The sequence below is a fragment of the Mucilaginibacter sp. JRF genome, from assembly GCF_015223065.1.
GTDB lineage: Bacteria > Bacteroidota > Bacteroidia > Sphingobacteriales > Sphingobacteriaceae > Mucilaginibacter.
In genome coordinates, this window is record NZ_JADFBY010000003.1 from 291,483 (window position 1) to 305,400 (window position 13,918).

The following is a 13,918-nucleotide window of genomic DNA, read 5'->3' on the forward strand; positions in this document are numbered from 1 at the left end:
AACAATTAAAACAGGCTTAGGCCTGTTTTAACGCTTCAATAATTTGGCCGGCGGTTAGCTTTTGCTGTTCGCCGGTCATCATATTTTTAAAGGCGAGTTCGCCGCTTTGTATCTCCTCGCTGCCAATTAATATGGTGTAAGCTATCCGCTTATTATTGGCATAATCCATTTGCTTTTTGATCTTGGCTCCGGCAGGATAAAGCTCGGCCTTAATATCCTGAGCACGCAGTTGTTGCAGTAATGGCCAGGCGTATGCTTCGGCATCCTTATCAAAGCAGCATATCAACGCTTTGGTACTTTGCACCGCCTCGGTAGGGAACAGGTTAAGCTCTTCCATTACATCATATATCCTATCGGCACCAAAGCTGATGCCCGCGCCGGTAAGGTTTTTCAAACCGAACATGCCCGTCAAGTCATCATAACGACCACCGCCGCCTATGCTGCCCATTTGCACTTCGTTGGTTTTTACCTCGAATATAGCGCCGGTATAATAATTCAAGCCGCGGGCAAGGGTGATATCAAGCTCCAAAACCGCTTTTTGTAGAGGAGCAGTGTTGATAAAGTTCAATACCGTTTCAATTTCATCGCAGCCTTTAAGTCCGGTTGCGGATGTGGCTAAAGCCTGGCGCAGACTGGTTAGCTTTTCGGTATTGGAGCCTTGCAGCAGAATAACCGGTTTAAGCTTTTCAATATCATCTTCCGTAAAACCCTTGGTAATTAGTTCGGCGGTAACGCCATCCAAACCTATTTTGTCCAGTTTATCAATGGCTACGGTAAGGTCAATAATGCTATCGCTTTTGTTGATAACCTCGGCAATACCCGATAGTATTTTTCTATTATTAATCTTGATGGTAAAATCCTTTAGTCCGAGTTTGCTTAAAGCTTCATCATATATCTGTACAAATTCAGCCTCGTTAAGCAGCGAATCAGAACCTACCACATCGGCATCGCACTGGTAAAACTCACGGTAACGACCTTTTTGCGGCCTGTCGGCACGCCAAACCGGCTGCATCTGGAAACGTTTGAAAGGGAATGTAATATCATTTTGATGCTGCACCACGTAGCGCGCGAAAGGCACGGTTAAATCGTAACGCAGGGCTTTTTCGGAAATGTCAGACACCAGCGCGTTTGAATCAGCCTGGGTTAATTTTTCGGGCTTTACTTTCGACAGATAATCGCCGCTGTTCAATATCTTAAACATCAGCTTATCGCCCTCATCACCATATTTACCGGTAAGGGTACTCAGGTTCTCCATAGCGGGGGTTTCTATCTGCTGATAGCCATATTTGCGGAAAACCGACTTAATGGTATCAAAAATAAAATTACGCTTTGCCATTTCGGCCGGAGAAAAATCGCGGGTACCCTTTGGTACCGATGGTTTGATGGATGCCATGCGGCAAAGGTAAAAAAATTCCGCTGACTGAGCCTTGGCTTCAAGCGGGGCGCGATAATCCATATCCTAATTAAATAGTAGCTTTGCAGCCTATGAAAAAGAACAAGCCTACCATTTTGGTGGTGAACGATGATGGCATCACCGCGCCGGGAATCAAGGCGCTTATTTACGCCATGAATGATATTGGCCGTGTAGTAGTTGTAGCGCCCGATAGTCCGCAATCGGGCATGGGGCATGCTATTACCATTGGCAAACCACTGCGTTTTGATAAGGAAGAATTGTACGAGGGCATCGAGATGTACAAATGCTCGGGCACCCCGGTTGATTGTGTTAAGCTGGCCGTAAACCTGGTTTTTAAAGGCAAAAAACCCGACCTGTGTGTATCAGGCATCAATCACGGATTGAACAATTCCATTAATGTATTATACTCAGGCACCATGTCGGCCGCTGTTGAGGGCGCTATAGAGAGCATACCATCCATAGGTTTTTCGCTGGATGATTATACACAGCAGGCCAATTTTGAGCCCTGCGTTAAATACGTTAAGCAGATAGCCTTGCAAGTATTGGAGCATGGCTTAACGCCAGCCACATTGTTAAACGTTAACTTTCCGGCTGTGCCGTTAAAGGGTATCAAAATATGCCGCCAGGCCAATGCAAAATGGGCCGAGGAGTTTGATGAGCGCATGGACCCGCACAAACGCCCATACTATTGGTTAACCGGTGTTTTTCAGTTGAATGACCAGGGTGAGGATACTGATGTTTGGGCATTGGATAATGGTTACGTATCGGTAGTACCTGTTCAGTTTGACATGACCGCCCACCACGCCATACCGATACTCAACAGCTGGAAGTTTAACAATTAATTTTGCTGATATTTACCGCATGAAGTATTACCTGGTAGCCGGCGAAGCCTCGGGCGATCTGCATGGGGCTAACCTGATGAAAGCCCTGAAAGAGCAGGATTCCCAAGCCGAGTTCCGTTATTTTGGCGGCGATTTGATGCAGGCCGAGGGCGGCACCCTGGTAAAACATTATGCCGAAATGGCCTACATGGGTTTTGTGGAAGTGGCGCTTAACCTGCGCTCCATCCTCAAAAACATGAAACAGTGCAAGCAGGATATTACCCAATGGCAGCCGGATGTACTGGTACTGATAGACTTCCCCGGCTTTAATATGAAGATAGCCGAGTACGCCAAAAAACAGGGACTGCTGGTGTGCTATTACATATCGCCAAAGGTTTGGGCCTGGAATCAAAAGCGTGTACTCAATATTAAAAAAGTGGTTGACCACATGTTTTGTATCCTGCCGTTCGAGGTAGATTTTTACAAGCAATGGGGTATGCAGGTTGATTATGTAGGCAACCCATTGTTAGATGCCGCTGCCGCGTTTAAACCATCAGCCACTTTTTTGCAGGATAATAAGCTTGAGGGCAAACCCATTATTGCCCTGCTACCCGGCAGCCGCAAGCAGGAGATTAACCACTTGTTGCCCGATATGGTGGCCATGCAGGAGCGCTTCCCCGATCATCAATTGGTTATTGCCGGTGCGCCATCGTTCAACGCCGCGTACTATCAGCCTTATTTAAAAGGGCACAACATACCCATTGTATTCAACGCCACTTACAATCTGTTGCAACATGCCGAAGCGGCAGTAGTAGCATCGGGCACGGCAACGTTAGAAACCGCTTTGTTCCATGTACCGCAGGTAGTAGTTTATAAGGGCAGTACCATTACCATCGCCATCGCGCGCATGGTCATCAAAATAAAATTCATATCGCTGGTTAACCTTATTATGGATAAGTTGGTGGTGCGCGAGCTAATACAGCAGCAATGCAATCCGCAGGAAATATATAATGAACTAAACAGCCTGATCAACGACAAATCCTACCGTCGGCAAATGCTCAACAATTACAACGAGCTGGATATATGCATGGGCACGCCGGGCGCATCAGCTAAAACAGCGGCGCTTATTGTTAAGTACGCCATAAAAAAATAGAGCCCTGCAACAATTGCAAGGCTCTGCGTTTTCCATAGGTAATGCGAAAAACTTTCTTTTTTATAGGTAGATGTATATGATGGTCAGGCAGCCGACAACGTTTGTTGTACCGCTCCTTGGTTGTTGCCCATTTTAGGATTTTTAGCCCTGAATGCTTGCAGATCACTCATTAACATATTACGTAGTTCGTTATCAAACTTTGATACTAATTTACTTGCTGCCGGTTTGTTGTTGATGCTTTTCATAGGTAGATGATAATTACAGGTTGAACAATTTATTATTAGGCAGCCGACAGGCCGTTGTTGTTTATCGCACTTACAAACTGATTTTTCGCTTGTTTAATCGCTTTCAAATCATTCATCAAAAGCTCTTTTAACTCATTATCAAACTTGGTTACCAGTTTAGTTATTGATGTTTTTCTGAAGGTTTTCATAGTTGAATATTTTTAGTTTGTCAGTTATTTAGTTTTTTTTGTTTTTTCCTCGTCTTCATCGCTCAGGTTGTCTTTTCTGCGTTCGGCCTCTTTAAGCTGGCGTTCCAGTTGTTCCTGATCGCGGGCATCGGCAGGCTTTTCAGGATTGGCCGGGTTTTCCCAGGTTTGCTCCTCATCTGCGTTAGCGTTATTTTTTTTATCGATGACAACCATGATGCTGACGTTTTGTGATTGATGTTATTCCAATACAATGCCAAATGGCCAAAGCAGGTAAACCAATACAAATGCCCGGGAGCCCGATCCATTAAAAAAGAATTAAAACCAACCTTTTGAAGCTAAAAAGTGCAAGCATTAGCATACAATGTTGTATAAATTTGTGATACAACGTGTCGCCTCAAAAGGTCAAAAAAGTTTTTTTTAAGATATTTTGCGGGGAATGAAAACAGAGTGGCCGGTCAAATGGCGCCTGTCATACAATTGTCCTGAATGGTGTACAAATGTGTACAGAAGCATCAATTTTACTTACACTACCATCCCGCCGCCGTATCATCCCCACGTGGGTCGGCGCCACCTTCGTAGCTACCATTGGGGTTTATCAGTACGGCATCTACCCGGCCTATGCTGTTATCATTCTTCAGTTCGTAGCCCTTTTGTTTAAGCTGCGATTGAACGGTTGGTATAAAGGCATCCGGCTCATTGTACACCACATCGGGCAGCCATTGGTGATGGAAACGGGGCGAGCTCACGGCCTCCTGTACCGGCATGTTAAATTCAACCACATTCAGTATGGTTTGAAATACCGATGTTATAATGGTCGATCCGCCGGGGGTACCTACCACCAGATAAAGCTTGCCCTGCTTTTCAACAATGGTCGGCGTCATGGATGATAGCATGCGTTTGCCGGGTTGTATGGCGTTGGCCTTACCGCCTATTAACCCATACATGTTAGGCACACCGGGCTTTGAGCTAAAATCGTCCATCTCGTTATTCAGTAAAAAACCGGCACCTTTTACAAATATTTTTGAACCAAAGCTACCATTAAGCGTGGTGGTTATTGATACCGCGTTGCCATCCTTATCAACTATGGAGTAGTGGGTGGTTTGGTCGCTTTCGTATCCTGCAAAGCTTCCGGGTTGTATAGTACTGCTTGGGGTAGCTTTGGTCCAGCTAAAATTTTGCATGCGCTTGTTTACGTAGTCGCTGTTCAGCAAACTATCAACAGGTACTTTATAATGATCCGGGTCGCCGAGGTATTTTGAGCGATCGGCGTACACCCTCCGTTCAGCTTCAACAATTAACCGCACGGTCGAATCGGCATTATAGCCCCATCGCGATAAAGGATATTTTTCAACCGAGCCCAACAACTGCAACAGCGCTATACCACCGCTTGATGGTGGCGGCATGGTAATTATCTTATAATCCTTATACTTTCCTACTATCGGCGCACGCCAAACCGAATGATAACCTTTCAGATCAGCCAGGGTGATCAAGCCATTGCCCGAGTGCATTTCGGCTACAATCTGCTCTGCTACTCTACCCTCGTAAAAACCCGCGCGGCCTTTATCGCGTATCAGCTCCAGCGTTTTTGCCAGATCTTCCTGCACTAAAATATCGCCCTCGCCCCATTTATCCTTTATAAAGTATTTTTTACCGGGGTTTAGTTTTTTAAATGTTTCCTGCTGATTGTTCAGATCTTTAGCCAGTAGCCTGGTAACCTTAAAACCTTTGCGGGCAAGTTCGATAGCCGGTTGCACCACATCGGCCCATTTTAGTTTACCATACTTCTTGTGCGCCTCTATCATACCATCAACGGATCCGGGCACGCCCGAAGCCTTGTGGGTATACAAACTTTCATCAGGCTTAACATTCCCCACCGAATCAAGATACATATTGGTACTTGCCGCGGCCGGGGCTTTCTCCCTAAAATCCAGCGTGGCCGCATCGCCGTTAGCGGCCCGGTAAACCATAAAGCCACCGCCGCCAATATTACCGGCCTCAGGCAAGGTAACAGCCAGGGCAAATTGCACGGCAACCGCCGCGTCGACAGCATTGCCACCGCGCTTTAATATATCAATACCAACCTGCGATGCATCCGGATAAGCGCATACCACCATGCCTTTTTTGTATTCGGTGCATGATTGTGTAAGTATTATCAGGGCAGATAATAGTATACCTGTAACCGCGATGGTTATTCTTTTCATCTGTGTTTTACCTTATTAGCACCGCAATATGGTGTTTTTTGCTTAGCGTTAACATAAAATATATAATATGCCGTTTATTTGCAAAACAATTCAAATATATCCAATGAGGAAAACACTCTTACTTTTACTTTCAGCATTTACATTATTATTTGTTGCAGATAGCGCGAAGGCGCAGAGTTATACCACCGCTGCCGGACTAAAATTTGGCGGATACGAGAACGGTATTTCTGTAAAACACTTTACTAACGAGAACACCGCGCTTGAGGGTGTTTTAGGATTTAGACGAGGCGGCTTGGTTATTACCGGCTTGTACGAGATACACCAAACAGCCTTTAATACCGATGCCCTTAAATTTTACTATGGTTTTGGCGCTCACGCCGGTTCGGTAAGCGCGGGTAAGTATAAAAAACTTGGTGGGGACGAAGTTTTTGAGGACAGCAAAATACTGATTGGTGCCGATGGCGTATTAGGTTTGGAGTATGTTATACCCAATTCGCCCATAGGCATTAGCCTTGATCTTAACCCACGCGTTGAGCTTGCAGGCCCATTCTTTGACCTGGCGCCCGGCCTGGGCATTAAGTATACTTTTTAATCGGCCCTTACTACCAATATTTTCCTGGTTTCAACCTGGCTTCCGGCTATTAAGCGTAACACGTAAGTACCCGATGCCAGGTTGTTTACCGCTATCTGGGTATTAAAGTTACCTGCCGGGGCGGTGCGTGTGTTATCATACACTATACGGCCGCCAATATCAATCAGCTGCATACGTACATTGCCTGCCGATTTAATATCAACCAGTACATTTATAAAATCACTTGCCGGTACCGGGTATACGGTGAGGCCTTCGCCCGCAACGGTACCGTTCTTAGAGGTAAGCTGCCCGCCCGAAATAATGATGGAGTAATTTTGCAGCCCGCCACGTAACGTACCTTTGTTTGCTACGGTAACGGTATATGTTTCGCCCTCAACTGCTGATGGAATGTATACCTGCTCAACGTTATCAACCACGTTATCGCCGCGTGTTGCCAGCGATGATGGATTGGCCGGGTCAAGTATCCACGGCATTACAATACCTGATTCGCTGCTGCTTATGCGCACATCCAGATCATTCACCAACTTAGGGGTACGATTGTTCAATGTACCCGCGGCAGCTACTGTGCCTTCATAATCCGTCCATGATAGGGTTGCCCACAGCGGGCCGTTGCTGGTTGCGGTGAATGAGTAAGTTTCAACCTGCCCTTGTTGCAAGGTACTTTCACCCATGTATGAGCTTGTGCCGTTATTGGTGATTGTTTGGGCTGCCTTACGCATATCTAAAACGCCCCAACCAAATATATAATCAGGCCCGGCGTTACCGGCATCAAAAGCGGTATGGCATACCAGGCCTTTTAGTGTGGCGGCACGCATTACGCTATCGTGATGCAGGCGGGCAAAGTATTCCTGCAATAATATTATTGACCCTGACACATTTGGCGATGCCATTGATGTGCCCGATAAAGTGCTGTAACTGGTAGCTCCGCTGGCTGAGGTTGATACTACACTGGCGCCCATGCCCATAATATCGGGCTTTACACGGCCATCATCCGTAGGCCCCCAGCTGCTAAAGCTTGAAACCCGTACACCGGCAGCGGTTTGCGGCCCGTTAGGTAATTGGTTTACCGAGCCAACGGTAAGTATGTTTTTGGCATTGCCTGTTGTTGATATTACATCATAGGCATCATTATCACTAATATTTGCCGGGCGACCACCTTTTTCAACAATGGTTTGATCGGTACGGCTTTGGTAGCCGTAGTAGGTTGAACCTATTGAGGGGCCTGTATAAGCATGGCTGTTACCTGCCGATTCAACTATCAGATAGTATGGTGCCTCGTGAGCTATCCTGTCCCAGGCCTGGGCACGTTCATCGTAAAAACCAAACAGGTAATCCTCATCATCGCCGGGCAGGCCATACCATGTCCAGCGGCCATTATCAAAATCCCAACCGGCAATATCGCCATACGAGTGGTTTGATACCAATAAATTTGCCGCGTTAGTGCCTATTTCGGCAATATCGTTATCAAAATCAAATGATCGTAATGTACCTATACCAAAGGCCATGCCCTTAGCTACCGGCCTGATGCCTGTGGCTACCAATGTGCCTGCAACGTGGGTGGTATGCTCAATAGCGCCGGTTTGGTTGGCGCCAATAGTAATGGTTTTGTTAGCGAATTCCTGGTGATCGCGGTAAACGGTGCCGCCATCCCATATAGCCAGTTTATTAGCCAATATGGCATCAGAGCCCGAAAGGTCAAGGTCTAATTCTCCACCTGGCTGCACGGCGTTGGTGCGTGTAGCTGCCGCGGCCTCGGTATTACTGGTACGCAAAAAGCGCGGAAAGCCTAAGCTGTTTACCCCTTGTAATGATATTACCCTGCCGCCCGCGGTTATTTTACGGGTAACCCAGTTTTTTGACGGAGCCAATGCCATAGCCTTTTGCTTACCGGCCGTGTATGATGCCGATAACTGTTGCGAAAAACTCTCCAGGTTTTTCTTTTGAACTTCAGTTACCAGGTTGCGCTGTGCTAATGCCTCGCCAGCAAACAATACAGATAAAAAGCAATATAATATTGCCGGTAAAAGGCGTTTCATGCGGGGGTGGCGTTCTTTATGTTGACTTAAAACCAGTTACGAATATGTTGCAATTTAGCTGATTTTTATAGAATATTATTTACTACTGAAATAATTTAATAACCTATAAAAAACAAAGCCCCTTCGCGATAGCGAAAGGGCTTGTCAAACTAAACCAACTAAAAACTCTGCTCACTCACTTCACTATTTGAGCAGTTATATCCTATTAATTAAAAACGAAGTATTAATAACGCTTGCGGCGCTCGGTACGATCCTCACGGCGTTTGCCTGAAAAATCGCGGAAACCGCCACCACCGTTGTTATTATTTTTGAAGCCTCCTTCGCGGCGCTCGCCACCACGGAAACCTCCGCCATCGCGTTTTTTGTAGCCACCGCCACCACCTGAACGACGATCATTACCGCTGCTTTCGCCGGCTAATTCGATACGTACATCGCGGCCGTTAAAGTCAACGTTTTTAAAGCCTTCAAATACTTTGTTAACATCATCGTTGCTTACTTCAAAGAAAGAGTAAACACCTTTAACGTCGATCTTACCTACGGTACGGCCGCTGATCTTGGTGTTGTTACAGATGTAACCCAACAGATCGCCACGGTTAAACTCATCTACCGAGCCCAGGTTAATGAACAGACGGGTAAAGTCTGAACGCATACCGGTACGGTTAAATTTATCGCCTTCTCTTGCCGGCCTGTCTTCAAACGTAGCATTCAGATCAGGAGCATTTTTGTAATAGTCAAGGAAGCGGTTAAACTCTAATGAGGCAAAACGCTTGATGATCTCCTCTTTGCTCAGATCTTCAAACTCAGCCATAATGCGCGGAATGTACTGCTCAATTTGCTGCTCATTCACTGCAACATTATGTACTTTGTGTACTAAGGCAAACAATTGTTTTTCGCAAACATCAAAGCCTGTAGGTATCTCGGCCTTAACAAAGCGTTTACCTATAACCTTTTCAATCTGGCGAATTTTGCCCATCTCCTTACCGTTGATGATAGAGATAGATACACCTGTTTTACCGGCACGTGCGGTACGGCCGCTACGGTGGGTGTAATTCTCAATTTCGTCAGGCAGTGAGTAGTTAATAACGTGTGTAACATCATTAACGTCAATACCACGTGCGGCAACGTCAGTAGCAATTAATAATTGCAGGCTGCGCTCGCGGTAGCGTTTCATCACCTTATCGCGTTGTTGTTGCGAAAGGTCGCCGTGCAGTGAGTCGGCATTATAACCGTCTTTTATAAGTGCCTCGGCAATTTCCTGAGTTTCAATTTTGGTACGGCAAAATACTATACCAAAAATTTCAGGGTTAAAATCAACAATACGTTTAAACGCGGCATATTTGTCGCGGGCACGTACTACATAGTACTCATGGTCGATGTTGGCATTACCGGTATTTTTGGTACCCATGGTAAGCTCATACGGATCTTCCATATATTTTTTAGAGATCCTGCGAACTTCGGCAGGCATGGTGGCTGAAAACAGCCAGGTCTTTTTTTCCTCCGGGGTGGTAGAAAGGATATTGTCTATATCTTCCTGAAAGCCCATGTTGAGCATTTCATCAGCTTCATCCAGCACTACATACTTAACGTTCGAAAAATCAATGGCGTTACGGCCAATGATATCAAGCATACGGCCCGGGGTAGCAACCACGATCTGTACACCACGACGAATCTGGCGTAACTGATCAGAGATGCTGGCACCGCCATACACGGCTACTACATGAACGTTATTAACATTCTTTGAGTAGTTCTTAAGATCATTAGCAATTTGTAAACACAGCTCGCGTGTAGGGCATAGCACTAACGCTTGAGGTTGATTGTTGTCGAAATCCAGCAGTTCTAACAATGGCAGGCCAAAGGCAGCAGTTTTACCGGTCCCGGTTTGGGCTAATCCGACAAAATCGTTGCTGCCTGTTAACAATACCGGGATTGACTGTTCCTGGATTGGCGTAGGATTTTCAAATCCTAACTCAGTGATGGCATTAACAATATCATGACGGATTCCCAGTTGAATAAATGGGTTCATGAATTTAAATAACGTATTTGGCGACATTGCCAAATCGGGCGCAAAGGTATACATTAATATTGTCATTTCAAACCCCAATTTTAAATTAAGATTGAAATGACAATATTTAGTTTAGAAGCGCCTCTAAGTTATTTTATTTTCCTTAAATTCAGCAACATATCTTCAACCAGTTTTGGCAGGTCGAATTCAGCTTTCCAGCCCCAGTCTTTCTGAGCCTGTGAATCGTCAATTGATTTTGGCCAGCTATCGGCTATAGCCTGACGCGGATCGTTTTCTGAATAGGATAATTTAAAGTCGGGTAAGTGTTGTTTGATCTCCTCGTTCAACTGCTCGGGCGTAAAGCTTACACCGGCTAGGTTATATGATGAACGGATGGTCAGGCTCTCTGCCGGGGCTTCCATCAAACTGATAGTAGCGCGAATAGCATCCTCCATGTGCATCATAGGCAACTCGGTACCTGCCGAAAGAAAGCTTTGGTACTCGCCATTAGCCAATGCCTCGTGGAAAATATGCACGGCATAATCGGTAGTGCCACCGCCCGGCGCAGCTTTCCAGCCTATTAAACCGGGGTAGCGTATGCTGCGTACATCCAAACCGTATTTTTCAAAGTAGTATTCGCACCAACGCTCACCGGCCAGTTTGCTAAAACCGTAAACACTGTTTGGGTCCATTACGCAATACTGTGGCGTGTTTTGCTTTGGCGAGTTAGGGCCAAATACGGCGATAGAGCTTGGCCAGAAAACCCGGGCTACCTTGAACTCAACAGCCAGATCGAGCACGTTAAGCAAACCATTCATGTTCAGATCCCAGGCCAGCTTAGGCTTTTGCTCGCCCACCGCGGATAATATAGCGGCCAGCAAATAAACCTGGGTTGGTTTATACTTTTCAAATATAGCGCGCACGGCCGCCGCATCTGTTACGCTTGCCTGCTCAAAGGGGCCGTTGCTGTCGGCATTCTTTGGCGCATGAAGATCAGATGCTACAACCTGGCTATTGCCATGCTTGGCGCGTAAAGCAGTTACCAATTCGGTGCCAATTTGCCCATTGGCGCCGATAACTAAAATCATTTCGGTCATCAGGAGTTAATATGCCGCAAATGTAAAAAATAGAATTGTGATAACATTGGTAAAACGTATTATCAAATGTTATTATCCAAACAATCAGCATATATGAGTTTTTTTGCTGATATTTGAATTTGTTAACTGACCCAGTTACATTAATTTATTCAACAAACAGAAGATGTTGTGTTGCATCCATACCATCTTCACAAAAACAATTTTTTAAAAAACAATGAAAGTCGCAGTAGTAGGTGCCACAGGCTTGGTGGGCACTAAAATGTTGCAGGTTCTTGATGAACGCAACTTCCCGGTAACAGAATTAATCCCCGTAGCTTCAGAAAAAAGTGTTGGTAAAGAGATCACTTTTAAGGGTAAGCAGTATAAGGTGGTTTCTGTTGAGGATGCGATTAAACAGAAGCCGGATCTTGCTTTATTTTCAGCAGGCGGCAGCACATCATTGGCTCAGGCTCCTTTATTTGCCGAGGCCGGTATTACAGTAGTTGATAATTCATCAGCATGGCGTATGGACCCAACCAAAAAACTGGTTGTACCCGAAGTTAATGCCGATACTTTAACTGCCGAAGATAAAATTATAGCTAACCCGAATTGCTCAACCATACAAATGGTAGTGGCCTTAAAACCACTGCACGATAAATATAAAATTAAACGCGTTGTAGTATCAACCTACCAATCGGTAACCGGTACAGGTGTTAAAGCGGTTGACCAGCTGTTTAACGAGCGTAACGGCGTTGAAGGCCCGATGGCATACCCATATACCATCGACCTGAACGTGATTCCGCAAATTGACGTGTTCACCGAAAACGGTTACACTAAAGAGGAGATGAAAATGATCCTCGAAACTAAAAAGATAATGGGCGATGACAGCATTAAGGTAACTGCTACCACAGTGCGCATCCCGGTTATGGGCGGTCACTCAGAATCAGTAAACATTGAGTTTGTGAATGATTTTGACCTGGCCGAAGTACGCGAGCTATTAGCCGCTGCACCGGGTGTTGTTGTGGTTGATGATACCGCCAACCTGAAATACCCAATGCCACTTGACGCGCACGATAAGGATGAGGTATTTGTAGGCCGTATCCGTCGTGATGAAACACAGGACAATACCCTGAACTGCTGGATCGTGTCAGACAATCTGCGTAAAGGCGCAGCTACCAACGCTGTGCAGATAGCGGAGTATTTGGCTGCTAAGAATTTGATAGGACAAGGTGTAGAGGCGTAAAACCCTCTAAATCGCCCCAAAGTGGAGAATTGAAAATAAAGGAAAGGGATAGCCGGTTGGTTATCCCTTTTTTTATTGTGTTTTGCGCTTACCTAACCAACGTACCAGCAAATGATATAAGCCCACAAATAGCACACCCGCTATCACGCTTTTGATGAAAGCTACCGAGAACTGCTGGTTAAATATAAATGTGTATACACCTGCCATTATAGCGGTGTATATAATAAACATGATGATGTATTGCTTCGTCATAAACAATAATTTTTAGGAGGTGCCAATTTAATAAAGTTTAAAACCTTTGGCGGCCTTTGCCTGTAATTTATATTAGTTAATAAAATTTAATATAAATTAAAAACAGAAGGCTATTATGGCAAAGTTAAGCAATCGTAAGGTGGCTATCCTTACCGAAGAAGGTTTTGAGCAGGTGGAGTTAACCAGCCCTAAAGAAGCATTGGAGGCAGCCGGTGCCACAGTGCATATCATATCGCCCAAAAGCGGCAAAATAAAGGCATGGAACCATACCGACTGGGGTATTGAGGTAGATGTTGACGTTGAACTGAGCAAGGCCAGTCCGGATGATTATGACGCGTTGGTACTGCCTGGTGGTGTACTTAATCCCGACAAACTACGCCTGAACAAAGAGGCTGTGGCCTTCGCTTCGGCGTTTTTGGATGAGGGCAAACCGGTTGCCGCCATTTGCCATGGCCCGCAATTACTAATTGAAACCGGCATGATAAAAGGCCGTACACTTACCTCATACCCATCGCTGGAAACTGACCTGAAAAACGCGGGTGCCGAATGGGTGGATCAGGAAGTGGTCACCGACAAGGGTTTGGTGACCAGCCGCAAACCCGAAGACCTTGATGCCTTTAACCGCAAAACCATTGAGGAGATAGCCGAGGGAATACATGAAGATGCCATACAGAGTTAACATATACAGCTAAGCA

14 protein-coding genes are annotated in these 13,918 nt (G+C 45.6%); 5 read left to right on the forward strand and 9 right to left on the reverse strand.

Going from position 1 to position 13,918, the window contains the following annotated elements:
• Positions 1–16: 16 nt before the first annotated feature.
• Positions 17–1,393 (reverse strand): histidine--tRNA ligase, encoded by a 1,377-nt coding sequence (gene hisS, locus IM792_RS10030; RefSeq protein WP_194101965.1) that lies wholly within the window; start codon positions 1,391–1,393, stop codon positions 17–19.
• A gap of 92 nt (positions 1,394–1,485) precedes the next feature.
• Between hisS and surE the strand changes: the two genes are divergently transcribed.
• On the forward strand, positions 1,486–2,256 hold the full coding sequence (surE, locus tag IM792_RS10035; RefSeq protein WP_194101710.1) for a 5'/3'-nucleotidase SurE: 771 nt from the start codon (positions 1,486–1,488) through the stop codon (positions 2,254–2,256).
• Positions 2,257–2,275: 19 nt separating this feature from the next.
• Entirely contained in the window at positions 2,276–3,388 is a 1,113-nt protein-coding gene (gene lpxB / locus IM792_RS10040; protein ID WP_194101711.1) for a lipid-A-disaccharide synthase, read from the forward strand.
• Positions 3,389–3,471: 83 nt separating this feature from the next.
• Here lpxB and IM792_RS10045 read toward each other — a convergent pair whose 3' ends face one another.
• From IM792_RS10045 to ggt, 4 genes are all read right to left on the reverse strand, one after another.
• Positions 3,472–3,633 carry a hypothetical protein gene (locus tag IM792_RS10045; RefSeq protein ID WP_194101712.1) on the reverse strand — a complete coding sequence of 54 codons (162 nt, stop codon included), beginning with the start codon at positions 3,631–3,633 and terminating at the stop codon, positions 3,472–3,474.
• 35 nt (positions 3,634–3,668) lie between these two features.
• The gene (locus IM792_RS10050; protein ID WP_194101713.1) at positions 3,669–3,821 is read right to left on the reverse strand and encodes a hypothetical protein; all 153 of its coding nucleotides are present in this window, start codon (positions 3,819–3,821) and stop codon (positions 3,669–3,671) included.
• 24 nt (positions 3,822–3,845) lie between these two features.
• Positions 3,846–4,034 (reverse strand): hypothetical protein, encoded by a 189-nt coding sequence (locus tag IM792_RS10055; RefSeq protein ID WP_194101714.1) that lies wholly within the window; start codon positions 4,032–4,034, stop codon positions 3,846–3,848.
• Between the two features lie 314 nt (positions 4,035–4,348).
• Positions 4,349–6,022, reverse strand: coding sequence for a gamma-glutamyltransferase (gene ggt, locus IM792_RS10060; protein ID WP_194101715.1), 1,674 nt, complete (start codon positions 6,020–6,022; stop codon positions 4,349–4,351).
• Between the two features lie 103 nt (positions 6,023–6,125).
• On the opposite strand from ggt, the gene IM792_RS10065 reads away from it, so the two are divergent.
• Positions 6,126–6,614: a hypothetical protein gene (locus IM792_RS10065; RefSeq protein ID WP_194101716.1), complete on the forward strand. Its 489-nt coding sequence runs from the start codon at positions 6,126–6,128 to the stop codon at positions 6,612–6,614.
• On the opposite strand, the gene IM792_RS10070 is transcribed toward IM792_RS10065, so the two are convergent.
• The 3 genes from IM792_RS10070 to IM792_RS10080 all read right to left on the reverse strand — a co-directional run bounded on the left by IM792_RS10070 (position 6,611) and on the right by IM792_RS10080 (position 11,749).
• Positions 6,611–8,650 carry a S8/S53 family peptidase gene (locus IM792_RS10070; RefSeq protein ID WP_194101717.1) on the reverse strand — a complete coding sequence of 680 codons (2,040 nt, stop codon included), beginning with the start codon at positions 8,648–8,650 and terminating at the stop codon, positions 6,611–6,613. The two genes, IM792_RS10065 and IM792_RS10070, sit on opposite strands and share 4 nt — an antisense overlap.
• A 223-nt stretch (positions 8,651–8,873) precedes the next feature.
• On the reverse strand, positions 8,874–10,673 hold the full coding sequence (locus IM792_RS10075; RefSeq protein WP_194101718.1) for a DEAD/DEAH box helicase: 1,800 nt from the start codon (positions 10,671–10,673) through the stop codon (positions 8,874–8,876).
• A 128-nt stretch (positions 10,674–10,801) separates the two neighbouring features.
• A complete protein-coding gene (locus tag IM792_RS10080) occupies positions 10,802–11,749 on the reverse strand; it encodes an NAD-dependent epimerase/dehydratase family protein (RefSeq protein ID WP_194101719.1) in 948 nt (315 codons plus the stop codon).
• Positions 11,750–11,963: 214 nt separating this feature from the next.
• Between IM792_RS10080 and IM792_RS10085 the strand changes: the two genes are divergently transcribed.
• Positions 11,964–12,971, forward strand: a complete 1,008-nt coding sequence (locus tag IM792_RS10085; protein ID WP_194101720.1) for an aspartate-semialdehyde dehydrogenase — start codon at positions 11,964–11,966, stop codon at positions 12,969–12,971.
• A 72-nt stretch (positions 12,972–13,043) separates the two neighbouring features.
• Here IM792_RS10085 and IM792_RS10090 read toward each other — a convergent pair whose 3' ends face one another.
• The gene (locus IM792_RS10090) at positions 13,044–13,223 is read right to left on the reverse strand and encodes a hypothetical protein (RefSeq protein WP_194101721.1); all 180 of its coding nucleotides are present in this window, start codon (positions 13,221–13,223) and stop codon (positions 13,044–13,046) included.
• A 115-nt stretch (positions 13,224–13,338) separates the two neighbouring features.
• On the opposite strand from IM792_RS10090, the gene IM792_RS10095 reads away from it, so the two are divergent.
• The gene (locus IM792_RS10095) at positions 13,339–13,902 is read left to right on the forward strand and encodes a type 1 glutamine amidotransferase domain-containing protein (protein ID WP_194101722.1); all 564 of its coding nucleotides are present in this window, start codon (positions 13,339–13,341) and stop codon (positions 13,900–13,902) included.
• Positions 13,903–13,918 lie beyond the last annotated feature (16 nt).

Excerpts from the sequence above, each read along its gene's own strand:
- IM792_RS10085 (WP_194101720.1), top strand. The coding sequence starts at position 11,964 with ATGAAAGTCGCAGTAGTAGGTGCCACAGGCTTGGTGGGCACTAAAATG.
- lpxB (WP_194101711.1), top strand. The coding sequence starts at position 2,276 with ATGAAGTATTACCTGGTAGCCGGCGAAGCCTCGGGCGATCTGCATGGG.
- IM792_RS10075 (WP_194101718.1), bottom strand. The coding sequence starts at position 10,673 with ATGAACCCATTTATTCAACTGGGAATCCGTCATGATATTGTTAATGCC.
- IM792_RS10065 (WP_194101716.1), top strand. The coding sequence starts at position 6,126 with ATGAGGAAAACACTCTTACTTTTACTTTCAGCATTTACATTATTATTT.
- IM792_RS10055 (WP_194101714.1), bottom strand. The coding sequence starts at position 4,034 with ATGGTTGTCATCGATAAAAAAAATAACGCTAACGCAGATGAGGAGCAA.
- IM792_RS10090 (WP_194101721.1), bottom strand. The coding sequence starts at position 13,223 with ATGACGAAGCAATACATCATCATGTTTATTATATACACCGCTATAATG.
- IM792_RS10045 (WP_194101712.1), bottom strand. The coding sequence starts at position 3,633 with ATGAAAAGCATCAACAACAAACCGGCAGCAAGTAAATTAGTATCAAAG.
- IM792_RS10050 (WP_194101713.1), bottom strand. The coding sequence starts at position 3,821 with ATGAAAACCTTCAGAAAAACATCAATAACTAAACTGGTAACCAAGTTT.
- IM792_RS10095 (WP_194101722.1), top strand. The coding sequence starts at position 13,339 with ATGGCAAAGTTAAGCAATCGTAAGGTGGCTATCCTTACCGAAGAAGGT.
- ggt (WP_194101715.1), bottom strand. The coding sequence starts at position 6,022 with ATGAAAAGAATAACCATCGCGGTTACAGGTATACTATTATCTGCCCTG.
- hisS (WP_194101965.1), bottom strand. The coding sequence starts at position 1,393 with ATGGCATCCATCAAACCATCGGTACCAAAGGGTACCCGCGATTTTTCT.
- IM792_RS10070 (WP_194101717.1), bottom strand. The coding sequence starts at position 8,650 with ATGAAACGCCTTTTACCGGCAATATTATATTGCTTTTTATCTGTATTG.
- surE (WP_194101710.1), top strand. The coding sequence starts at position 1,486 with ATGAAAAAGAACAAGCCTACCATTTTGGTGGTGAACGATGATGGCATC.
- IM792_RS10080 (WP_194101719.1), bottom strand. The coding sequence starts at position 11,749 with ATGACCGAAATGATTTTAGTTATCGGCGCCAATGGGCAAATTGGCACC.